The sequence below is a fragment of the Candidatus Methylomirabilota bacterium genome (assembly GCA_035709005.1).
GTDB lineage: Bacteria > Methylomirabilota > Methylomirabilia > Rokubacteriales > CSP1-6 > 40CM-4-69-5.
On sequence record DASTFB010000043.1, the window covers coordinates 1 to 22,568 of the forward strand.

Genomic DNA, 22,568 nt, shown 5'->3' on the forward strand with positions numbered 1-22,568 from the left:
TGTTGACGGGAAGCACCGCCTGGGCCTGCTCCACGAGCGTGCCGTTCATCCAGATCTTGAAGTCCGCCATCGTCGCTCCTCGTCGAGTCGAAGGGTGAGGTGCGGATGCTACCATAGCGGCGCATGACCCGCACCCGTGCCGCCCTCACCGCGGTTGGCCTGATCCTTGTCCTCGGTCTGCTGGGGCTCTGGCTCCTCGCCGGCCCGGGGTCCGCGCCGGCCCCGCCCACGCAGGCGCTGGATCCGCTCCTGGAGCAGTTTCAGCTCGTCGCCCTGGCGGGTCGGCCGGCGCCGGCCTTCACGCTGGAGACGCTCGACGGGGGACACTTCGCGTTGGCCGATCTCGGCGGACGCCCGGCATTGCTCTACTTCTGGGCGTCCTGGTGACCCTACTGCACGAGGGAGTTACCCTCGGAGATCGAGCAGGTCCACCGGGAGTTCTCCCCGCTCGGACTCGTGGTCGTCGCCGTCAACATCCGGGAGCCTCGGCCCCGGGTGGCCGAATGGGTGCAGGCCAACCGCGTCAGCGTCCGGGTCGCGCTCGACGCTGACGCCCGGGTGGCCCGCCAGTACGAGGTCACGGTGACGCCGACGGTCTTCCTGGTCGGCCGTGACGGCGCGCTGGTCGGCAAGGCGCTGGGCACCAGGGCCTGGACCTCGCCGCCGGGCCGGGCCCTGCTGCGGGCGCTCACCGCGTCGTGAGCGCGAGTGCCGCCCTCGACATCCTCGAGGTCGACGTCCTCGTTCTGGGCGCCGGCGGCGCCGGCCTCTGCGCGGCCCTGCACGCCGCCGACGCCTCGGCGGCCCTCCGCGTCGGCGTCGTGGTCAAGGGCCTGCTCGGCCGCGCCGGCTGCACGCGGATGGTCCAGGGTGGCTACAACGCCGTTCTCACGCCGCCCGACTCGCTGGAGGCCCATCTGCTCGACACGCTGAAGGGGGGTGGGTGGATCAACGACCAGGAGCTGGCCTGGACGCTGGTGAACGAGGCGCCGGCGCGGGTGCTCGAGCTCGAGTCGCGCTACGGCTGCCTGTTCGATCGCACCAGCGAGGGCCGCATTCATCAGAAGCCGTTCGCCGGGCAGAGCCACGATCGCACCATCCACAAAGGCGACCTCACCGGGATCGAGATCATGAACCGCCTGTCCGAGCAGGCGCTGGCCCGGTCCAACATCACGGCGTTCGAGGAGTGCCGGGCCCTCGAGCTGGCCCGCGACGACGAGGGCCGCTGCGCGGGCGCGCTCGTCCTGGACCTCCGCAGCGGCGGCTTCCTGGTCATCCGGGCGCGGGCCACGCTGCTGGCGATGGGGGGCGGGCCCACCATGTACCGGGTCATCGCGTGCTCGGCCGACAAGGCCGCCGACGGCGTCGCGCTGGGCTACGCCGCTGGTCTGGCCCTGCGCGACATGGAGATGATCCAGTTCCACCCGACCGGCCTGGTCGTGCCGGGATCCCTGATGACCGGCGCGCTGCTCGAAGAGGGCCTGCGCGGCGCCGGAGGGCACTTGCGCAACGGCCTCGGCGAGCGGTTCATGAGCCGTTACGACGCGGCGCGGATGGAGCGGTCGACCCGTGACCTCGTCTCGCGGGCCTCGTTCCTCGAGATCGAGGCCGGCCGGGGAACCCCGAACGGCGGCGTATGGATCGACGTCTCGCACCTGGGGGCGGCCGTCGTCGAGCGAAACTTCCGCGGCATGGTGCGCCGGTGCCGGGACTTCGGACGCGATCTCGCCTGCGAGCCGGTGGAGGTGGCGCCGACGGCGCACTTCATGATGGGCGGCGTGGTCATCGATCCCGCGTGCCGCACGACGATCGAGGGCCTCTACGCGGCGGGCGAGGACACCGGCGGCGTGCACGGCGCCAACCGCCTGGGCGGCAACGGCGTGGCCGACTCCACCGTGTTCGGTGGCATCGCGGGCGACACCATGGCCGCGGCGCTCGACGGCCGCCCGGTGCCGGCCATCTCGCCGGCGCGCCTGCAGGAGGCGGTCCGGGCTGCGGTCGCTCCGCTCGGCCGCTCGGGCCGGGCGGATCTCTACAGGCTGCTCGGCGATCTGCGCTCGGTCATGTGGGACAAGGCCGGTCTCGTACGCGACGCCGCCGGGTTGACCGCAGCCCTGGGCGAGATCGACCGGATCGACGCTGCGCTCGACGAGGTCGGCGTGCCGGGGCGTCCGGCGTTGAACCTGGCCTGGCAGGACTGGCTGAACCTGAGATCGCAGACGGTGACGGCGCGCCTCATCGTCTTGAGCGCGCTGGCGCGGCGGGAGAGCCGGGGCGCGCACTTCCGGTCGGATTTTCCGGAGCCGGCCCGGGAGCCGCTCTATCTCGTCCGGGCCGAGCGCGGGGCCGGCGGGCCTCGGCTCAGCCGTGAGCCGGTCGCCCTGACCCGTGCCCGTCCCGTCGAGGGGTCGCGGACGCCGGCAGCGGTGGAGATCGGCGACTGACGATCGAGCTGCAGTTCCTCGGCTCGGGCGACGCTTTTGGCAGCGGAGGCCGCCTGCAGGCCTGTCTGCTGCTGCGGGGGGCGGCGGCGGGCAGCGTGCTCGTCGACTGCGGGGCCTCGGCCCTCATCGCCATGCGTCGAGCCGGGGTGGACCCCGCGTCGGTCGAATGGGTGGTGGTCAGTCACCTCCACGGTGATCACTTCGCTGGCCTGCCGTTCATGATCCTGGACGGGCAGTTTCGCCGCCGGACCCGACCCCTCCGCATCGCCGGTCCGCCCGGCCTGACCGAGCGGCTCCGGTCGGCGATGGAGGTGCTCTTCCCCGGCTCGTCCACTGCCAAGCGCCGCTTCGGCGTCGAGGTGGTCGAGCTGGCGGCTCGTACGCCGACCTCGCTCGGGCCGGCGGTGGTCACCGCCGTCGAGGTCGTCCATCCGAGCGGCGCCCCCGCCTATGCCCTCCGCCTGCGGTACGGTGGCCGGATCGTGGCCTACTCCGGCGACACCGAGTGGACCGACGCGCTGGTGGAGGTAGCTACCGGCGCGGACCTGTTCGTCTGCGAGGCCTACTTCTTCGACAAGCCGGTGAAGTATCACATGAGCTTTGCGGCCCTGGCGACGAATCGGAGCCGTCTCGGCTGCCGCCGGCTCGTCCTCACGCACATGAGCGACGACATGCTGGGCCGCAGTCCGGCCCCCGATCTGGAGGTTGCCGACGACCTGAGGGTCATCGCTCTGGGCCCTGAGGTAGAGTAGGCGCGGTCATGAGGCCGCCGGGAGAGCCACGGATCCTCACCCGGGAGTGGATGTCCGCGGAGAGCTGGCGCGGCAGCAGCGCCGGCATGTGGGCCTGGCTGATCCAGCGCGTGGCCGCCGTGGCGCTGGTCGGGGCGATCGTGCTGCACGTCGTCAATCCGTTCCGGCGGGGGGTGCAGGCGGCGCTGCTGGCGCTGGTCCTCGTGCACGGCCTGCTCGGCGTGCGCTCGCTCCTGCTCGACGTCGGCTTGCCGGTGCGCTGGCACCGGACGCTGCTGGCGCTGGCGCTCGTCCTGGCCGTGGCGCTGTTCGCCGCCGCCTGGCAATGGCGCTGGTACTGACGTGAGCCCGATCGCGGCCCACGATCCGCACCCGCGCCGGCGCGTCGACGTGCTGGACAGCGCCATGGCCTACGTGGACGTCGGTCAGGGGCCCCCGGTAGTGTTCCTCCACGGCAATCCCACCTCCTCGTACCTGTGGCGCAACGTCATCCCTCACGTGACGTCCGTCGGGCGGTGCCTGGCGCCGGACCTGATCGGCATGGGGGAGTCGGGGCGGGCCGCCAACGGGTCGTACCGGTTCGGCGACCACGCGCGCTATCTGGACGCCTGGTTCGAGGTGCTGGGACTCCGCGACGTCACCCTCGTGCTGCACGACTGGGGCTCGGCGCTCGGCTTCTGGTGGGCGTTCCGCCACCCGGCGCGCGTGCGCGGGCTGGCCTACATGGAAGCGGTCGTCCGGCCGCTCGCCTGGACGGAGTGGCCGGACAGCGGCCGCAAGATCTTCCAGGTCATGCGGTCGCCGGCCGGCGAGGAGGCCGTGCTCGACAAGAACGTCTTTGTCGAGCGCATCCTGCCGGCCAGCATCGTGCGGCGGCTCGCCGAGGCCGAGATGGACGCCTATCGGCGTCCGTGGCGGGCGGCCGGCGAGCCGCGACGTCCCATGCTGCAGTGGCCGCGCGAGCTTCCCATCGAAGGCGAGCCGGCCGACGTCGTGAGCATCGTCGAGCAGTACGGCGCCTGGCTGGCCGCCAGCCCGCTGCCCAAGCTCTTCGTCAACGGCGAGCCGGGCAGCATCCTCGTCGGCGCGCCGCGCGAGTTCTGCCGAGCCTGGCCGAATCAACGCGAAGTGACGGTCAAGGGGCTGCACTTCGTGCAGGAGGACTCGCCCGACGACATCGGTCGGGCGGTGGCCGAGCTCGTGAGGTGTCCGTGGTGACGGAGACCAGCTCGCGCACCTTGCGGGTGTTTCGCTGGACGCCGGGTACGGACGCCCGCTGGCAGGAATACGCGGTGGCCGTCGGGCCGGACACCACCGTCCTCGACGCGCTGGTGGCCGTACAGCGAACGCAGGATCCCACGCTGGCCTTCCGCTACGCCTGCCGGGTGGGGATGTGCGGCTCCTGCGGCATGGTCGTCGATGGACGGGAACGCTGGGCGTGCCGGACCCGTCTGGCCGCGCTGGGCGCGGGGCCCGTGAGCGTGCGGCCGCTCTACCATCTCCCGCTGCTCGGCGACCTGGTGGTGGACATGGCGCCGTTCAACGCCCGTCTGCGCGCCGCCGGCGCCGTGTTCCAGGCCGCGGCGTCGGGGCCCACCTATGCCACCGTTCCTGGCGACTCCGACGAGCGGCAGGAGATCGACGCGGCCATCGAGTGCATCGGCTGCGGGCTCTGCCTGTCGGCCTGCACGATGGTGGCCCACGACCCACGGTTTCCCGGCCCGGCCGGGCTCAATCGGGCCTTCACGCTGCAGCGTGACTCGCGCGACGACGGCGCGGCCGCGCGCTGGGCGACGCTTCTCTCGGACGACGGGCTGGCCCGTTGCCATGGGCAGGGCGGTTGCACGGAGGTCTGCCCCATGAAGCTCTCGCCGATGCGCTCGATCATCCGCCTGCGCCAGATGGGCGCTCGTTACCTGCTGCGTCGTCTGCGCCTCGATTGAGGCGACGCGTCCTTGACGATGTCAAGCGCGCGGCGGTAGAGTTGTTCCGTCATTTCGCGCCTCCCACCTTCCGGGGCGGGAGGCGAACGTTCGTCTGAGGTACGGCGGGAGACAGCGCGCGTTGTCGCATTGCGCGTGAGTGGGGAGGTTTGGCGGGGGGCGACCGTGGTCGCACCTCGCGCGAACGGGGAGGTCTGGAGGGGGCGCGTCTCGTGCCCCCTCCGGTTAGGAGGAGGCCCTGATGTCCGCTGAGCAGGTCCGGTCCCTCTACAGCGCGATGCCCGATCGTCTCGCCCGCGCGCGGCAGGCCTTCAAGCGACCCCTGACGCTGACCGAGAAGATCCTGGTCACGCACTGCTGGGATTGGACCACGCAGGTGTGGGACCGCGGCCGCGCGATGCTGCAGCTGCGGGTCGATCGCGTGTCGCTGCAGGACGTCACCGGCCAGATGGCCCTGCTGCAGTACATGATGTCGGGCCGCAAGCGCGTCGCCGTGCCCACGACCCTGCACTGCGACCATCTCATCCGGGCCCAGACCGGCGCCGCCGACGACTTCGCCCGCGCCATCACCGAGAACGCCGAGGTCTACGAGTTCCTGCGCTCCTCGGCGCGCAAGTTCGGCATCGGCTTCTGGCGCCCGGGCTCGGGCATCATCCACCAGGTCGTCCTCGAGAACTACGCGTTTCCCGGCGGCCTGATGATCGGGGCCGACTCCCACACGCCCAACGGCGGGGGCGTGGGGATGCTGGCCATCGGCGTGGGGGGCGCCGATTGCGCCGAGGCGATGGCGGGACTGCCCTGGGAGGTGCTCCATCCCCGGCTCGTCGGCGTGCATCTGACCGGCAAGCTGTCCGGGTGGACGGCGCCCAAGGACGTCATCACCTACCTCTGCACGCTTCTGACCGTGAAGGGTGGGACCAACAAGATCATCGAGTACTTCGGCCCCGGCGCCGAGTCGATCAGCGCCACCGGCAAGGGCACGATCTGCAACATGGGCGCCGAGCTGGGCGCGACCACGTCGGTGTTCCCGTTCGACTCGCGCATCGCCGCGTATCTGAGGGCCACCGAGCGCGAGGAGATCGCCGCGCTGGCCGAGCGCGCCCGCGAGCACCTGGTGGCCGACCCCGAGGTGCTGGCTAACCCCAAGGCCTTCTACGACGAGATCGTGGAGCTCGACCTGGACGCGCTGGAGCCCCAGGTGGTGGGTCCGCACTCGCCCGACAGAGGCCGGCCGATCAGCCGGCTGGGCGCCGAGGCCCGCGCCAACAACTGGCCGGTCACGATCACCAACGCCCTGATCGGCTCCTGCACCAACTCGTCGTACGAGGACATGCGGCGGGCCGCCCACGTGGCCATGCAGGCCACCAAGGCCGGCCTGCGCGCCAAATCGACGTTCTACATCACGCCCGGCTCGGAGCGGATCTTCCAGACCATCAAGCGCGATGGGATCCTAGAGACCTTCCAGAGGATCGGGGGCACCGTGCTGGCCAACGCCTGCGGCCCCTGCATCGGCCAGTGGAAGCGCTCGGACGCGGCCGCTTCCGGCACCAACACGATCGTGTCGTCGTTCAACCGCAATTTCCCCGGCCGCAACGACGGCAGCGCCTCGACGCTGTCGTTCCTGACCAGCCCCGAGCTGGTCACCGCCCTGGCCTTCGCCGGCACGCTCGACTTCGACCCCGTGCACGACACGATTCCCGGAGCCGACGGCCGCGCCTTCCGCTTCACGCCGCCCGAGGCCGAGGAGCTCCCGCGCGACGGCTTCGCCCGCGTGGGAGAGAGCGGGTACGAGGCGCCCGCCGACGACCCGGACAGCGTGCAGATCGCCATCCGGCCCGACAGCCAGCGCCTGCAGCTGCTGTCGCCGTTTCCCCGGTGGGACGGGCGGGACTTCGTCGACCTCCCGATCCTGGTCAAGACCAAAGGCAAGACGACCACGGACCACATCTCGCCGGCCGGGCCCTGGCTGCGCTTCCGGGGGCACCTCGACAAGCTCAGCGACAACATGTTCCTGGGGGCGGTGAACGCCTTCACCGGCGAGGCCGGCAAGGGGATTCATCCCCTGACCGGCGGCGCCCCGCAGACCTTCTCGGCGATCGCCCGCGACCTCAAGGCCCGGAACGCGCGCTGGGCGGTGGTGGGCGACGAGAACTACGGCGAAGGCTCCAGCCGCGAGCACGCCGCCATGTCGCCCCGGTACCTCGGCTGCGCCGTGGTGCTGGTGCGCTCCTTCGCCCGGATCCACGAGACCAATCTGAAGAAGCAGGGGATCCTGCCGCTGACCTTCGCCAACCCGGCCGACTACGACCGGGTGGAGGCCGGCGACCGGCTGAGCGTCACCGGGCTGGCCGCGCTGACCCCGGGCCGCCCGGTCACGGTGACCCTGAAGAAGCAGGACGGGCGGACGGTGCAGATCCAGGCCAATCACACGCTCACCGACGAGCACATCGAGTGGTTCAAAGCGGGGTCGGCGCTCAACGCGGCCCAGGGGGCAGGCAAGTAATGCCCGGCAAGGTCAAGATTCCGGCTGGCGAGAAAGTGATCATCGAGCACGGCAAGCTTCGGGTCCCCGACAACCCGATCATCGCCTTCATCGAGGGCGACGGGATCGGCCCCGACATCTGGAAGGCCTCCGTGCGCGTGATCGACGCCGCGGTGGCCCAGGCCTACCGCGGCAGGCGGAAGATCGCCTGGGCCGAGGTGTATGCCGGCGAGAAGGCGCAGGCCGTCTACGGCGCCGAGTGCCCGCCCAACCTGCTGCCCGCCGAGACGCTGGACGTCATCCGCGAGTACCTGGTCGCCATCAAAGGGCCCCTGACCACCCCGGTGGGCGAGGGTTTCCGGTCGCTCAACGTCACCCTGCGCCAGGAGCTCGACCTCTACGTCTGCCTGCGGCCCGTCCGCTACTTCAAGGGCGTGCCCTCGCCGGTCAAGCATCCCGAGAAGGTCGACATGGTCATCTTCCGGGAGAACACCGAGGACATCTACGCCGGCATCGAATGGGAGCAGGGGACGCCGGAGGCCCGCAAGGTCATCGACTTCCTGCAGCGGGAGATGGGGGTCAAGAAGATCCGGTTTCCCAACACCTCGTCCATCGGCATCAAGCCGGTGTCGAAGGAAGGCTCGGAGCGGCTCATCCGCGCGGCCATCCGTTACGCCATCGAGAACAACCGGCGCAACGTGACGTTCGTCCACAAGGGGAACATCCAGAAGTACACGGAAGGGATGTTCATGAAGTGGGGCTACGCGCTGGCCAAGCGCGAGTTCGGGGACCGTACCGTCTCCTGGGAGGAGTGCGGCGGCAAGCCGCCGGCCGGCAAGCTCCTCATCAAGGACGCCATCACCGACGCCTTCTTGCAGCAGATCCTCACCCGGCCGGACGAGTTCGACGTGATCCCGTGCCCCAATCTGACCGGCGACCTGATCTCCGACGGTCTGGCCGCCCAGGTGGGCGGCATCGGGATCGCCCCCGGCGCCAACATCAACTACGACACCGGCCATGCCCTGTTCGAGGCCACCCATGGCACCGCTCCCCGGTACGCCGGCCAGGACAAGGTCAACCCCGGCTCGGTGATCCTCTCGGCCGAGATGATGCTGCGTTACATGGGCTGGACGGAGGCGGCCGACCGCATCATCGCCGGGCTGGAGCGGACCATCCAGAGCAAGGTCGTCACCTACGACCTGGCCCGGCTCATGGAGGGCGCCCGCGAGGTGAAGTGCTCGGAGTTCGGCACGGCCATCGTCGACGCCATGGCGAAGCTCTAGCATGACCACCGCGCCGGGCCGCCCCAAGATCACGGTCGTCGGCGCCGGCAATGTCGGCGCCACGGTCGCGCAGTACATCGTGGAGCAGGAGCTGGCGGACGTGGTGCTGGTCGACGTGATCGAGGGCGTGCCCCAGGGCAAGGCCCTCGATCTGCTGCAGGCCGGACCTGTCCACGGTTACGACTCGCGGCTCACCGGCAGCAACAGCTACGAGGACACCGGCGACTCCGACATCGTGGTCATCACGGCCGGCCTGGCCCGCAAGCCCGGCATGACCCGGGACGATCTGCTCTTCAAGAACGCCGAGATCGTGGGCGGCGTGGTGGCCCAGGTGGTGGCCCGCTCGCCCGAGGCCATCCTGATCCTGGTCACGAACCCGCTCGACGCGATGGTGCAGCTCGCCTGGAAGAAATCGGGCTTCCCGTCCCAGCGCGTGATCGGCATGGCCGGGGTGCTGGACTCGGCGCGCTTTTGCACGTTCATCGCCCAGGAGCTCTCCGTCTCCGTCGAGAACGTCACCGCCTTCGTGCTGGGCGGCCACGGCGACAGCATGGTGCCGCTGCCCCGCTACTCCACGGTGGCCGGGATTCCCATCACCGAGCTGCTGCCCCCGGACCGGGTGGCCGCCCTGGTCACCCGCACCGCGAACGGCGGAGCCGAGATCGTGAACTATCTCAAGACCGGCAGCGCCTACTACGCGCCGGCCGCCTCGGTCGTGGAGATGGTCGAGGCGATCCTCAAGGACAAGCACAAGATCCTGCCCTGCGCGGCCTGCCTGGATGGCCAGTACGGCGTCCGCGGGCTCTACGTGGGCGTGCCGGCGAAGCTGGGGCGCCGCGGCGTGGAGCAGGTGATCGAGATCAAGCTCACCCCGCAGGAACAGGCCGCCTTCGACCGGTCGGCGGCCGCCGTGCGGGAACTGGTCGACAAGCTCAAGCTCTAAGCCAGCGAGGAGTTGCTTCATGGCCAAGCCGATGCCAGACGGATATCGGACGATCACGCCGATGCTCTCGATTCGCGACGCCGCCCGGGCCATCGACTTCTACAAGCGGGCCTTGGACGCCCAGGAGCGGTTCCGCATGCCGGGCCCCGACGGCAAGGTGGCTCACGCCGAGCTGCAAATCGGGGACTCGGTGATCATGCTGGGCGAGGAGGACCCGTCCCGCGGCTGCACCTCGCCGGCGAGCCTGAAGGGCACGCCGGTCACCTTCTACCTCTACCTGCCCGACGTCGACGCCGCCTTCAAGCGCGCCACCGGGGCCGGCGCCACGGTGCGCATGCCCGTGTCCAACATGTTCTGGGGCGACCGCTATGGCGAGGTCGAGGATCCCTTCGGCTTCCGATGGGGGTTGGCCACCCACGTGGAGGACCTCACGCCGGAGGAGATCGCCAGGCGGGGTCAAGCTGCCATGGCCGAGATGGCCAGGGGCAAGAAGTAGGCCGTGCGCGACATCCACGTCAGCGCCATCACCGATGCGGTGAAGAAGCTCTGCATGGAGGCCAACTGGGACCTCGAGCCGGACGTCCTGCGGGCCTTCGACCGCGCGCTCAGTACCGAGCGCTCCCCGGCCGGCCGCCAGGTGCTGCAGATCCTCAAGGACAACGCCACGATGGCGAAGACGCGGCGGATCCCCTATTGCCAGGATACGGGGTTCGTCGTGTGCTTCGTGGAGCTGGGGCAGGACGTCCACGTGACGGGCGGCGGCCTGATCGACGCCATCAACGAGGGCGTCCGCCGCGGCTACGGCGAGGGCTATCTCAGAGCCTCCATCGTGCGCTCGCCCTTCGACCGGGTGAACACCGGCGACAACACGCCGGCCGTCATCCACGTCGACGTGGTGCCCGGCGCCACCCTGAAGCTGATGGTGATGGCCAAGGGCGGGGGGTGCGAGAACCGCTCCAAGTATCGGATGCTGACGCCGGCCGAAGGCCTCGAGGGCGTCAAGGAGTGGGTCCTCGAGTGCGTGCGCACCGCAGGCCCCGATGCCTGTCCGCCGCTGATCCTGGGGGTGGGCGTCGGGGGCACCTTCGAGAAGGCGGCGTTGCTGTCCAAGCAGGCGCTGTTCCGGGAGCTGGGCTCGCCCAATCCCGACCCGTTCCTCGATGGGCTCGAAAGGGAGCTGCTCGACCGGGCGAACCGGCTGGGGATCGGGCCCCAGGGGTACGGTGGAGACACCACCGCGCTGGGGATCCACCTGCTGACCTATCCCTGCCACATCACCTCGCTCCCCGTCGCAGTGACCATCGAGTGCCACGCGCACCGGCACAAGGAAGCCACGCTGTGAGGGCGCAGCCCGGAGATCGGGACTCAGATCGGGTGAATGACGAGCCGCTCGGGTGGTTCCGGCGGGGCATGGGCGTGGCGAAGCCCGGGTGCCCATGCCCTGTCCAATGATCACGGCGGCCGGGGACGGGATCAAGGAGGTGGCGACGCCGCTGAGCGACGCCGACGTGGAGTCGCTGAAGGCGGGGGATCGAGTGCGGATCACCGGCGTGATCTACACCGCGCGCGACGCCGCCCACGGCCGGCTCTGGCCCCTCATGGAGAAGGGCGAGCGACTGCCCATCGACGTGAAGGGACAGATCATCTACTACACGGGGCCGTCGCCGGCCCGTCCGGGCGACGTGGTCGGCGCCATCGGGCCGACCACGGCCAGCCGGATGGACAAGTTCACACCCGGCCTGCTGCGCCTGGGCCTCAAGGGAACGATCGGCAAGGGCTACCGCTCGCCGGCCGTGAAGGAGGCCCTCAAGCAGTACAAGGCCGTGTACTTCGGAGCCATCGGCGGCGCCGGGGCCGTCCTGTCCCGTCACGTCAAGAAGCTCGAGATCGTGGCCTACGACGACCTCGGCACGGAAGCGCTCCGGCGTCTGGAGGTAGAAGGGTTCCCCGCCATCGTGGTCAACGACTGCCGGGGCGGGGACCTCTACGAGGACGGCCGGAAGGCCTACATCCGGGAGGGGGCATGAACGCTCGGGTCGTGAGCGCGGCGCGTCCGCCCATCGCGGCGCCGCATCTCAGAAAGGACGCCTGGTGGACGCTGCCCGCCACGGTGGTGGTCGTGCTGGGCGGGTTCATCGTCTACTCGACCTGGGCGGCGCTGCAGAACGCCCATTACTACGCGGCGCCGTACCTGTCGCCCTTCTACTCGCCGTGCCTGTACGCCTCCTGCCTGCACCCCACGTTCGGCGGGGGCCTCGGCGAGGTGGTCCTGCCCGTCATCGGCATCGTCTCCCCGGCGTTCCTGATCCTGTGGGGCCCCGGCCTGTTCCGGCTCACCTGTTACTACTACCGCAAGGCCTACTACCGCTCGTTCTGGCTGGCCCCCCCGGCCTGCGCGGTGCCCGACGTCAAGGGCTACACCGGCGAGACCCGCTTCCCGCTGTTCTTCCAGAATTTCCACCGCTACGCCTGGTACGTGGCCGTGCTCTTCGTCGTGGTGCTGACCTGGGACGCCCTGCTGGCCTTTCGCTTCCCCGCGCCGGGCGGCGGCCACCAGTTCGGGATCGGCGTGGGCACGCTGGTGATGTGGATCAACGTGATCCTGCTGGCCGGCTACACGTTCTCCTGCCACTCGTGCCGGCACGTGTGCGGGGGGGCCGTGAACGTCTTCTCGCAGGCCCCCGCGCGCTATCGCCTGTGGCGGTTCATCAGCCGGCTCAACGAGCGGCATCCCATGTACGCCTGGCTGTCCTTGTTCAGCGTGGCGCTGACCGACCTCTACATCCGGCTGGTCTCCATGGGGATCATCCGGGACCTGAGGCTCATCTGATGGCTGCCGACTACGAGACCTACGAGCACGACGTACTGGTGATCGGGGCCGGCGGCGCCGGGCTGCGCGCGGCCATCGAGGCCGCGGCCCAGGGCGTGTCGGTGGGGCTGGTCTGCAAGTCGCTGCTGGGCAAGGCCCACACGGTCATGGCCGAGGGGGGCATCGCGGCCGCGCTGGGCAACGTGTGGCCGGAGGACAACTGGCAGGTGCACTTCCGCGACACCATGCGCGGCGGCAAGATGCTCAACAACTGGCGCATGGCCCAGCTCCACGCCCAGGAAGCGCCGGAGCGGGTGCTGGAGCTCGAGCGCTGGGGCGCCCTGTTCGACCGCACCAAGGACGGCCTCATCCTGCAGCGCGACTTCGGCGGGCACCGCTACGCCCGGCTGGCCCACGTCGGCGACCGTACCGGCCTGGAGATGATCCGCACGCTGCAGTACCACGCCATCCACCAGGGCATCGATGTCTACATGGAGTGCAAGATCGAGCGGCTGCTGACCGACGGCGAGCGGGTGACGGGCGCCTTCGGCTACTGGCGGTCCTCGGGAAAGCTCGTGGCCTTCACGGCCAAGGCCATCGTGCTGGCCACCGGCGGCATCGGCAAAGCCTGGAAAATCACGTCCAACTCGTGGGAGTACACGGGCGACGGCCATTCGCTGGCCCTGTGGGCCGGGGCCGACCTGATCGACATGGAGTTCGTGCAGTTCCATCCCACGGGGATGGTGTGGCCGCCGTCGGTGCGAGGCATCCTGGTCACCGAGGGCGTGCGCGGCGACGGCGGGACGCTGCGCAACAAGTCCGGCGAGCGCTTCATGTTCCGCTACATCCCGGAGTTCTTCAAAGCGGAGACCGCGGACAACGAGGCCGAGGCCGACCGCTGGTACGCGGACAAGAAGAACAACCGCCGCACGCCGGACCTGCTGCCCCGCGACGAGGTGGCCCGGGCCATCAACAGCGAGGTGAAGGCGGGACGGGGCAGCCCGCACGGCGGCGTCTTGCTGGACATCCACAGCCGGCGGTCGGCCGACGACATCAAGAAGCGCCTGCCCAGCATGTATCACCAGTTCAAGGAGCTGGCCGGGGTCGACATCACCCGGGAGCCCATGGAGGTGGGACCCACCTGCCACTACATGATGGGCGGCGTGCGGGTGGACGCCGACACCACCCGGGCCACCGTGCCCGGCCTCTTCGCCGCCGGCGAGGCCGCGGGAGGCATGCACGGCTCCAACCGGCTGGGCGGCAACTCCCTGTCCGACCTCATCGTCTTCGGGCGGCGGGCCGGCCTGCACGCCGCGCTCTATGCCAAGAACCTGGGCGGACGGGTGACGGTGGAGGCCGGGCAGGTCGACGCGCTGGCCCGCGAGACCCTGGAGCCGTTCTCGCGCTCGGGCGACCAGAATCCCTACGCCATCCAGCACGAGCTGCAGGACACCATGCAGGACCTCGTCGGCATCATCCGCACCGAGAGCGAGCTGAAGGAGGCGCTCGAGCGGATCGAGGGCTTCAAGGCCCGGGCCGCCAAGGTGCGGGTGGACGGCGGCCGCACCTACAACCCGGCCTGGCACACCGCCCTCGACCTGCGCTCGCTGCTGACCGTCGCCGAGTGCGTGACGCTGGCCGCCCTGGAGCGCAAGGAAAGTCGGGGGGCCCACACCCGGGACGATCATCCCAAGACCGAGGCCCAGTGGGGCAAGGTCAACGTCGTCGTGCGGCAGAAGAACGGCACCATCCAGGTCACCCGCGAGCCGCTTCCCGAGATGCCGGCCGAGCTGGCGCGCCTGCTCCAGGAGACGAAGTGATGGCGACCTTCACGATGCGCGTGTTCCGCGGCGATGCCGGGGGCGGTGGTCTCAAGGATTATCGTGTCGAGGTCGACACGGGCATGGTCGTGCTCGACGTGATCCACCGCATCCAGGCCACCCAGGCTCCCGATCTGGCCTGCCGGTGGAACTGCAAGGCCGGCAAGTGCGGGTCGTGCAGCGCCGAGATCGATGGCCAGCCCCGCCTCATGTGCATGACCCGGATGGATGTATTCAGTCCCGAGCAGCCCGTCGCGGTCGTGCCCATCCGGACCTTTCCCCTGATCAAGGACCTCGTCTGCGACGTCTCGTACAACTACGAGAAGGCCCGGCAGGTCCCGCCGCTGCGGCTCCGGCCGCCCGACGCCGACGGCAAGTACCGGATGATGCAGGAGGACATCGATCGCATCCAGGAGTTCCACAAGTGCATCGAGTGCTTCCTGTGCCAGAACGTCTGTCACGTCATCCGGGACCACGAGGAGCTGAAGCGGCAGTTCGCCGGGCCCCGCTTCTTCATCAAAGTCGCCGGCCTGGACATGCATCCGCTCGACACGGTCGATCGCACGGAGTTCGTGCGGGCCAACGCCGGCATCGGGCTGTGCAACATCACCAAGTGCTGCACGGAAGTCTGCCCCGAGCACATCCACATCACCGACAACGGCATCATCCCGATGAAGGAGCGGATGGCCGACAACTTCGACCCCATCGTCTGGCTGCTGAGAAAGTTCCGGGGTCGGAAGAAACAGCCGGCGTGACGCGCGCCGCCTGGCGGGCGATGTCCACGAACCGGGACTCTTCGTTGCCGCTCCGGATTGCTACACTCCTTCCGACGTACCGGGGTACTCCTGGTCACGAGGAGGGGCGTGTGGGACTCACGATGCTGCAGCTGGAGGTCGGCAACCCGGCGAATCCGGATGTCACGATCGGAGTGGAGTTCCTGATCGACTCTGGGGCGACGTATTCAGTAGTGCCGACGCCGGTGCTCGAGCAGCTCGGCATACGCCCCTTGCAGGAGCAAGAGTTCCGTTTGGCCGACGGAACGGCCATCCGTCGCAACACCGGTGGGGCGCTCTTCAAATATGGTGACAGGATCGGACTCGCCAATGTCATCTTCGGCGAGCCCGGCGACAGCACCCTGCTCGGCGTCCTCACGCTCGAGGCGCTCGGTTACGCCCTCGACCCGCTGCGGCGGGAGCTCAGGCCATTGCCGATGCTCCTGGGGGTCGAGACGCTCGCTCGATGAAGGTCCACGAGTACCAGGCCAAGGCCCTCCTTCGCGAGTTCGGGGTGCCGGTGCCGAAGGGGGAGGTGGCCGACCGCCCCGCCGCCTGCCGGACGGCGGCCGAGCGCATCGGCGGGCGGGTCGTGATCAAGGCGCAGGTGCACGCCGGCGGCCGCGGCAAGGCCGGCGGCATCAAGCTGGCCGACACCCCGGCCCAGGCCGAGCAGGCCGGCAGCCAGATCCTCGGGATGCGCCTCCGGACCCCACAGACGCCGCTCGAGGGCATCCTGGTGCGCAAGGTCCTGGTCGAGGAGGCGTCCGCCGTCGAGCGCGAGCTCTACCTGTCGGTCACGCTGGACCGTGCCCGCTCCACTCACGTGGTCATGGCCTCCGAGGCGGGAGGGATGGAGATCGAGGAGGTGGCGGCCCGGAATCCCGAGAAGATCCTGCGCGAGTGGGCGCATCCGGCCCTGGGCCTGGCCGACTTCCAGGCCCGCCGCCTGGCCTTCGGGCTGGGGCTGGCCGGCGAGCGGTTCAAGCAGGCCACGGCCCTGATCAAGGCGCTCTTCGCCTTCTACCTGGCGAAGGACTGCTCGCTGGCCGAGATCAACCCGCTGGTGACGACCGGCGACGGCCGCGTGCTGGCCCTGGACGCCAAGCTCAACTTCGACGACAACGCGCTGTTCCGGCATCCCCAGATCGCCGCGCTGCGCGACACCGACGAGGAGGATCCGCTCGACGTCGAGGCCTCGAAGTTCGGTCTGAACTACATCAAGCTCGACGGCGACGTGGGCTGCATGGTGAACGGGGCCGGCCTGGCCATGGCCACCATGGACATCATCAAGCTGGCCGGGGGCGAGCCGGCCAACTTCCTGGACGTGGGCGGCGGCGCCTCCCCGGAGCAGATCGAGCATGCGTTCCGCATCCTGTCTTCGGACCGCCGGGTGAAGGCGGTGTTCATCAACGTCTTCGGCGGCATCCTGCGCTGCGACCGCCTGGCCGAAGGCGTCATCAACGCCGTCCGGAAGCTGGGCCTGCGCCTGCCCGTGGTGGTGCGCATGGAGGGCACGAACGTCGAACTGGGCAAGTGGATGCTCGCCGAGTCCGGCCTGAACTTCACCACCGCCGACGACATGGGCGACGGCGCGCGCAAGGTGGTCGCCCTGGCCCGGAGCGCCGCCGCGTGAGTATTCTCGTCGACAAGGACACGCGCGTCGTCGTCCAGGGAATCACCGGACGCGAGGGCGCCTTTCACGCCGCCCGCTGCCGCGAGTACGGCACGACAGTCGTGGGCGGCGTGACCCCCGGCAAGGGCGGCACCGTCCACGAGGGATTTCCGGTGTGGAACACGGTCGAGGAGGCCGTGCGCCAGGAGGGCGCGGACTGCGCCCTCATCTTCGTGCCGCCGGCGGCGGCGGCCGACGCGATCATGGAGGCCGCGGCGGCCGGCGTGCGCCTGGTCGTGTGCATCACCGAGGGCATCCCCATCGCGGACATGGTCAAGACCAAACACGCCATCGCCACCGGTGGCAGCCGGCTCATCGGGCCCAACTGCCCGGGGGTCATCACGCCGGGCCAGGCGAAGATCGGGATCATGCCGGGGCACATCCACCGGCCGGGCCCGGTGGGCGTCGTCTCGCGCAGCGGCACGCTGACCTACGAGGTGGTGGGCCAGCTCACCGCGCGGGGCATCGGCCAGTCGAGCTGTGTGGGGATCGGCGGCGATCCCGTGCAGGGGACGTCGTTCGTGGACGTGCTGCGGCTCTTCAACGAGGACGAGGACACGAAGGCCATCATGCTGATCGGCGAGATCGGGGGTACCGCGGAGGAGGAGGCCGCCGCCTTCATCAAGGACGCCGTGGCCAAGCCGGTGGTGGCCTTCATCTGCGGGCAGACGGCGCCGCCCGGACGCCGCATGGGCCACGCCGGGGCCATCGTCTCGGGCGGCAAGGGCACGGCGGCCGAGAAGATGCGGGCCCTGCAGGCGGCGGGCGCGACGCTGGTGCGGAGCCCGGCCGACATGGGCGACGCCGTGGCAAGAGTGCTGCGATCATGAGCGCCGAGCGGACGCTGGCCATCGTCAAGCCCGACGCCGTGGCCAAGGGCGCGATCGGGCAGATCATCGGACGCATCGAGCAGGCCGGCTTCAAGATCGTGGCCGCCAGGCTGGTCCACCTGAGCCGGGAGGACGCGGCGGGGTTCTACGCCGTCCACCGCGAGCGGGCGTTCTTCACGAGCCTGTGCGAGTTCATGACCCAGGGGCCCTGCCTGCCCATGGTGCTGGAGGGAGACGGCGTCATCCTGCGCTGGCGCGAGGTCATGGGCGCGACGGATCCGCGCAAAGCGGCGGCGGGCACGATCCGCGCCGAGCTCGCCAGCTCCATCGAGGCCAACGCCGTGCACGGCTCCGACTCGCCGGAGTCCGCCGCCTTCGAGATCCCGTACTTCTTCTCCGGCCTCGAGATCCACCCGCGCTGACCCCGGACCGGTTCGCCGCGACGCTGGGCCGTCGCGAGCGCTGGTCGACTCGCGGCGCCGCCTTGCTGGCGGTCGTCGTCCTGCCGCTGCTCGGCGTGATGCTGGCCGCCCGCACCGGCGAGCCTCTCTGGCTGGTGCTCGGCGCGCCGCTCGCGCTCGGCTACCTGGTGATGTCCCGCTTCGCCCCCGTGGGCTACAGTCTGGCGCCGGGCGGCGTGCACGTGGAGCGGCGGGCCGGGCCGGTGGTGATCCCGTACCGGGACATCCGGGCCGTGGACCGCGCGCCTCGCCCCATCACCGGCCTCAGCGTCATGGGCTCCAACGGCGTGTTCGGACGGTTCGGCCAGTTCTGGAACCTGCGCCTGGGCTTCTATCGGTTGTTCGTCACCGATGGCCGGAAGATCGTGTGGCTGCAGACCGCCGGGGGCTGGGTGGCGCTGTCGCCCGACCGGCCCGACGAGTTCGTCGAGCGGCTTTCCGGTAAGATTGCCGGGTGACCGTGAGGGGTCCTGCCGAGGGCTTCAACGCCGCGGCCCTCTTCGTCGATCGCCACCTTACAGCAAGTGGCCGGCGCACCGCCTTCCGCCACGCGGGCCGGGCGGTGACGTACGCCGCGCTGGCGGAGAGCGTCAATCGCGCCGGCAACGCGCTGGCCGGGCTGGGCGTGGAGATGGAGCACCGCGTCGTGCTGATCCTCGACGACACCCCGGCCTTCGCCGCCGCGTTCTGGGGCGCCGCCAAGCTGGGCGCCGTGGCCGTGCCCCTCAATCCCCTGATGACGATCGAGGAGTACGACTTCCTCCTGCGCGACAGCCGGGCCCGGGTGGTCGTGGCCGAGCCCGAGATCGCCGCACGCCTGGCCGACGCCCGCGGCCGCTGGCCGTCGCTCCGGGCCGTGGTCAGCGCGGGCGCCGGTGTGGCCGGCGCCCCCGCGCTGGCGGATCTCATGGCCAAGGCCTCGCCGGTGCTCGAGCCGGCGGCGCCCACGGTCGCCGACGACGCGATGTACTGGGGCTACACCTCGGGCTCCACCGGCGCGCCCAAGGCCGCCGTGCACGGGCACCGCGACTTCGTGGCCGCCGCCGATCTGGTCGGCGTCGGGGTGTTCGGGCTGGGCCCGGACGATCTCGTGTTCTCCGCTTCCAAGCTCTACTTCGCCTTCGGCCTGGGCAATAGCCTGTACTTTCCCCTGCGGGTCGGCGCCGCCTCGGTGCTCGTGCCCGGGCGGGTGAGCCCGGAGGCCGCGTTCGAGATCATCGCCGCCGAGCGGCCCAGCGTGTTCTTCGCGGTGGCGACGCTCTACGCCCGCATGCTGCGCGTGCCCGACGCCGAGCGCCGCTGGGATCTCTCCTCGCTGCGGCTCTGCGTGTCCTCCGGCGAGGCGCTGCCCCCGGCGGTGTTCGACGGCTGGAAGGCGCGGTTCGGCCACGAGTTGCTCGACGTCGTCGGCTCCACGGAGGCGCTGCACGACTTCATCGCCAACACGCCGGGAGCGGCCCGGCGGGGCTCGTCGGGCCGGGTGGTGCCGGGGTTCGAGGCGCGTCTGATCGACGACGCCGGCCGCCCGGTGTTCACCGGTCACGTCGGCCACCTCCTGATCAAGGGGCCGACGACGGCGCTCGCTTACTGGAACCGGCACGACCGCACCCGGCAGACGATGCAGGGCGAATGGCTGCGCACCGGCGACATGTTCTGGCAGGACGCCGACGGCTACTTCTACTTCGCGGGACGCGCGGACGACATGCTGAAGGTCGGCGGCCAGTGGGTCTCGCCGGCCGAGGTGGAGGCCGCGCTGGTCGCCCATCCGGCGGTGGTGGAGGCCGGCGTGGTCGGGCGACAGGACGAGGACGGCCTCACCAGGGCGCACGCCTTCGTCGTCCTGACGGACTCCCGGGCGGCGTCGGCGGAGCTGGCCGCCGAGCTGACGACGTTCGTGCGCGAGCGCCTGGCCGGCTACAAGAGCCCGCGCTGGGTCGAGTTCGTCCCCGAGCTGCCCAAGACGGCGACCGGCAAGATCCAGCGCTTCCGCCTGAGGGGGTCGTGAACGTCATCGTCGACCGGCTGTCCAGGACGTACCGCGACGGCCAGGGCCAGGAGATCGAGGCCCTGCAGGCGGTGAGCCTGAGGGTCGCGTCCCGGGAGTTCGTGGCCGTGCTCGGCCCGTCGGGATGCGGCAAGTCGACCCTGCTGCAGGTGCTGGCCGGCTTGCTGGCCCCGAGCTCGGGGCAGGTGTACTTCGAGGGCGCCCCGGAGGGCCGCCCGCTCACCGCGACGGTCTTCCAGGAGTTCGCGCTGTTCCCCTGGCGCACGGCCCAGGGCAACGTGGAGTTCGGGCTCGAGGAGCTCGCGCTGCCGGCGGCCGAGCGCGCCCGCCGTGCCCGCCACTACATCGGGCTCACGGGCCTGGCCGGCTTCGAGAGCCGATACCCGCACCAGCTCTCGGGCGGCATGCGACAGCGCGTGGGCATCGCGCGGGCCCTGGCCGTGGACCCCGCGGTGCTCCTGATGGACGAGCCCTTCTCGGCGCTCGACGCGCAGACCCGGCAGCTCATGCAGGAGGAGCTCCTGCAGATCTGGGAGCGGACGCGCACCACCATCATCTACGTGACCCACAACATCCAGGAGGCCGTGTACCTGGCCGATCGCGTCGTGGTCCTGTCGCGCCGTCCGGGCCGCGTGCTGGCCGAGGTGCCGATCGAGCTCCCGCGGCCGCGCGTGGAGTCGATGGCGGCGGCCCCCGAGTTCCTTCACGCCAGCGAGCGCATCTGGGCGCTGATCAAGGACCAGGCCCGGGAGGCCCTGGTCCAGTGAGCGCGCTCGGCCGGATCGCCGTCGAGGATCGCACCCGCTTCCTGGCCCGCCCGGCGCATCGCACGCTGCGCGTGGCGGCCCTGGTGGGGCTGGTCGTCCTCTGGGAGATCGTGGCCCGCGCGGGCTGGGTGCCCGTGCTGTTCCTGCCACCGCCGCTGGGCGTGCTCGCCGAAGGCTGGGACATGCTCCGGTCGGGGGAGCTGGTCGAGCACCTCGCGGCGAGCCTCAGGCGGCTCCTGCTCGGCTTCGCGCTCGGCGGCGGGCTGGGCGTCGTGGTGGGCATCGGCGTGGGCTTCTTCGCCATGGCCGAAGCGGTGGGGACGCCGCTGATCGCGGCGACCTTCCCCATCCCCAAGATCGCCCTGCTGCCCCTGCTCGTGCTGTGGCTGGGGCTCGGAGAGCCTTCGAAGATCGCGGTCATCGCGCTGGGCGTGTTCTTTCCCATGGCCATCAACACCTACGCCGGCGTCCGCCAGGCCGACCCGCTGCTGGTGCGCGCCGCGGTGGCCTTCGGGGCGCGGCGGTGGAGCATCATCCGCAAGGTGATCCTGCCCTCGGCGCTGCCCATGATCTTCGCCGGCCTCCGGCTGGGCGCGGGGACCGCGTTGCTGCTGCTGGTCGCCGCCGAGATGATCGCCGTGGAGTCCGGAATCGGGTTTCTCGTGCTCCACGCCGGCAATATCATGGCCACGACCAAGCTGATGGTGGGCATCGTGCTGCTCTCGCTGCTGGGCGTGCTCTCGCACTGGGGCCTGGGCCGCCTGGAGCGGCTGGCCCTGCCCTGGCGGAGCGGCTGAGCCGCGGTGCAGGGGAGCGCTTTCTGCGATCATCCGTGAGAGGAGACGCCATGTCCGGGATCGTCGTGCTGCTGTCCGTCGCGATGCTGCTGCTGGCCCGGCCGGCCCCGGCCGCCGAGCCGCTCAAGGTAGGGGTGCTCAAGCTGACGTCCTCGGCGCCGATCTTCGTCGGCGTCGAGAAGGGCTTCTTCCGCGAGCACGGGGTCGAGCCGGAGCTGGTCTTCTTCCAGGCGGCGGCGCCGATCGCCACCGCCCTGGCCGCCGGGCAGATCGACGTGGGTGCGACCGGGCTCACGGCCGCCCTCTACAACATCGTGCTGGGGGGCCAGAAGCTCGTGATCGTCGCCGACAAGGGCCGCGACTGGCCCGGCTATCCGCTGAACGCCATCGTCGTCCAGAAGGAGCTGTACGACGGCGGGCTCAGGACGATCGAGGGGCTCAAGGGCCGGCGCATCGGGGTGACCCAGCTCGGCTCGACGTTCCACTATCAGATCGGCAACATCCTCGAAAAGCACGGGCTCGCGCTGGCCGACGTCAAGATCGTGCCGCTGCAGGCCATGGCCGCCGCGCTGGAAGCCCTCAAGGGCCGGCAGGTCGACGCCATCGTGCTGCCCCAGCCGTTTCCGGGCCGCGCCGAGGACGGCGGGTTCGGCAAGATCATCGCCTGGGCCGGCGACCTCTTCCCCTGGCAGATCGCGACGATCTTCTACTCGCCCCGGCTCGCCGCCGATCGGGCGCGGGCCGTGAGCTTCATGAAGGGCTACGTGAAGGCCTCGCGCTACTA

24 protein-coding genes and 1 pseudogene are annotated in these 22,568 nt (G+C 70.5%); all 25 read left to right on the forward strand.

Translation table 11 applies throughout. The features are described 5' to 3' along the window. Positions 1-123: 123 nt before the first annotated feature. Positions 124-387 carry a hypothetical protein gene (locus VFR64_06520; protein ID HET9489389.1) on the forward strand — a complete coding sequence of 88 codons (264 nt, stop codon included), beginning with the start codon at positions 124-126 and terminating at the stop codon, positions 385-387. 12 nt (positions 388-399) lie between these two features. Beyond that, positions 400-702: pseudogene (locus tag VFR64_06525) on the forward strand (TlpA disulfide reductase family protein). Continuing rightward, on the forward strand, positions 699-2,444 hold the full coding sequence (locus tag VFR64_06530; protein ID HET9489390.1) for an FAD-binding protein: 1,746 nt from the start codon (positions 699-701) through the stop codon (positions 2,442-2,444). Before VFR64_06525 ends, VFR64_06530 begins: the two are co-directional and overlap by 4 nt. A 53-nt stretch (positions 2,445-2,497) precedes the next feature. Then, positions 2,498-3,196, forward strand: coding sequence for an MBL fold metallo-hydrolase (locus tag VFR64_06535; protein HET9489391.1), 699 nt, complete (start codon positions 2,498-2,500; stop codon positions 3,194-3,196). Positions 3,197-3,204: 8 nt separating this feature from the next. Next, complete coding sequence (locus tag VFR64_06540; protein ID HET9489392.1) at positions 3,205-3,537, forward strand: hypothetical protein; 333 nt, start codon at positions 3,205-3,207, stop codon at positions 3,535-3,537. A gap of 1 nt (position 3,538) precedes the next feature. Further along, positions 3,539-4,414 carry a haloalkane dehalogenase gene (locus VFR64_06545; GenBank protein HET9489393.1) on the forward strand — a complete coding sequence of 292 codons (876 nt, stop codon included), beginning with the start codon at positions 3,539-3,541 and terminating at the stop codon, positions 4,412-4,414. Beyond that, complete coding sequence (locus VFR64_06550) at positions 4,411-5,139, forward strand: succinate dehydrogenase/fumarate reductase iron-sulfur subunit (protein HET9489394.1); 729 nt, start codon at positions 4,411-4,413, stop codon at positions 5,137-5,139. The genes VFR64_06545 and VFR64_06550 overlap by 4 nt, the downstream gene beginning before the upstream one ends. Positions 5,140-5,380: 241 nt before the next feature. After that, on the forward strand, positions 5,381-7,642 hold the full coding sequence (locus VFR64_06555) for an aconitate hydratase (GenBank protein HET9489395.1): 2,262 nt from the start codon (positions 5,381-5,383) through the stop codon (positions 7,640-7,642). After that, complete coding sequence (icd, locus tag VFR64_06560) at positions 7,642-8,904, forward strand: NADP-dependent isocitrate dehydrogenase (GenBank protein ID HET9489396.1); 1,263 nt, start codon at positions 7,642-7,644, stop codon at positions 8,902-8,904. The genes VFR64_06555 and icd overlap by 1 nt, the downstream gene beginning before the upstream one ends. Position 8,905: 1 nt before the next feature. Beyond that, a complete protein-coding gene (gene mdh, locus VFR64_06565) occupies positions 8,906-9,847 on the forward strand; it encodes a malate dehydrogenase (protein HET9489397.1) in 942 nt (313 codons plus the stop codon). Positions 9,848-9,866: 19 nt separating this feature from the next. After that, a complete protein-coding gene (locus VFR64_06570; GenBank protein ID HET9489398.1) occupies positions 9,867-10,343 on the forward strand; it encodes a VOC family protein in 477 nt (158 codons plus the stop codon). 3 nt (positions 10,344-10,346) lie between these two features. After that, entirely contained in the window at positions 10,347-11,189 is an 843-nt protein-coding gene (locus tag VFR64_06575; protein ID HET9489399.1) for a fumarate hydratase, read from the forward strand. 94 nt (positions 11,190-11,283) lie between these two features. Then, the gene (locus VFR64_06580) at positions 11,284-11,874 is read left to right on the forward strand and encodes a Fe-S-containing hydro-lyase (protein HET9489400.1); all 591 of its coding nucleotides are present in this window, start codon (positions 11,284-11,286) and stop codon (positions 11,872-11,874) included. After that, positions 11,871-12,677 (forward strand): hypothetical protein, encoded by an 807-nt coding sequence (locus VFR64_06585; GenBank protein ID HET9489401.1) that lies wholly within the window; start codon positions 11,871-11,873, stop codon positions 12,675-12,677. Before VFR64_06580 ends, VFR64_06585 begins: the two co-directional genes overlap by 4 nt. After that, complete coding sequence (locus tag VFR64_06590; GenBank protein HET9489402.1) at positions 12,677-14,476, forward strand: fumarate reductase/succinate dehydrogenase flavoprotein subunit; 1,800 nt, start codon at positions 12,677-12,679, stop codon at positions 14,474-14,476. The genes VFR64_06585 and VFR64_06590 overlap by 1 nt, the downstream gene beginning before the upstream one ends. Continuing rightward, a complete protein-coding gene (locus VFR64_06595) occupies positions 14,476-15,231 on the forward strand; it encodes a succinate dehydrogenase/fumarate reductase iron-sulfur subunit (GenBank protein HET9489403.1) in 756 nt (251 codons plus the stop codon). The genes VFR64_06590 and VFR64_06595 overlap by 1 nt, the downstream gene beginning before the upstream one ends. 110 nt (positions 15,232-15,341) lie before the next feature. After that, on the forward strand, positions 15,342-15,719 hold the full coding sequence (locus VFR64_06600) for an aspartyl protease family protein (GenBank protein HET9489404.1): 378 nt from the start codon (positions 15,342-15,344) through the stop codon (positions 15,717-15,719). Continuing rightward, positions 15,716-16,885, forward strand: coding sequence for an ADP-forming succinate--CoA ligase subunit beta (sucC, locus tag VFR64_06605; GenBank protein HET9489405.1), 1,170 nt, complete (start codon positions 15,716-15,718; stop codon positions 16,883-16,885). The genes VFR64_06600 and sucC overlap by 4 nt, the downstream gene beginning before the upstream one ends. Further along, a complete protein-coding gene (sucD, locus tag VFR64_06610) occupies positions 16,882-17,754 on the forward strand; it encodes a succinate--CoA ligase subunit alpha (protein HET9489406.1) in 873 nt (290 codons plus the stop codon). The genes sucC and sucD overlap by 4 nt, the downstream gene beginning before the upstream one ends. Next, entirely contained in the window at positions 17,751-18,176 is a 426-nt protein-coding gene (ndk, locus tag VFR64_06615) for a nucleoside-diphosphate kinase (protein HET9489407.1), read from the forward strand. Before sucD ends, ndk begins: the two co-directional genes overlap by 4 nt. 62 nt (positions 18,177-18,238) lie before the next feature. Then, entirely contained in the window at positions 18,239-18,673 is a 435-nt protein-coding gene (locus VFR64_06620) for a PH domain-containing protein (protein ID HET9489408.1), read from the forward strand. After that, entirely contained in the window at positions 18,670-20,220 is a 1,551-nt protein-coding gene (locus VFR64_06625) for a benzoate-CoA ligase family protein (GenBank protein ID HET9489409.1), read from the forward strand. Before VFR64_06620 ends, VFR64_06625 begins: the two co-directional genes overlap by 4 nt. Then, a complete protein-coding gene (locus VFR64_06630) occupies positions 20,217-20,987 on the forward strand; it encodes an ABC transporter ATP-binding protein (GenBank protein ID HET9489410.1) in 771 nt (256 codons plus the stop codon). Before VFR64_06625 ends, VFR64_06630 begins: the two co-directional genes overlap by 4 nt. After that, complete coding sequence (locus VFR64_06635; protein HET9489411.1) at positions 20,984-21,784, forward strand: ABC transporter permease; 801 nt, start codon at positions 20,984-20,986, stop codon at positions 21,782-21,784. Before VFR64_06630 ends, VFR64_06635 begins: the two co-directional genes overlap by 4 nt. A 50-nt stretch (positions 21,785-21,834) precedes the next feature. Further along, the coding region (locus VFR64_06640; protein ID HET9489412.1) for an ABC transporter substrate-binding protein at positions 21,835-22,568 on the forward strand (734 nt) is incomplete at its 3' end.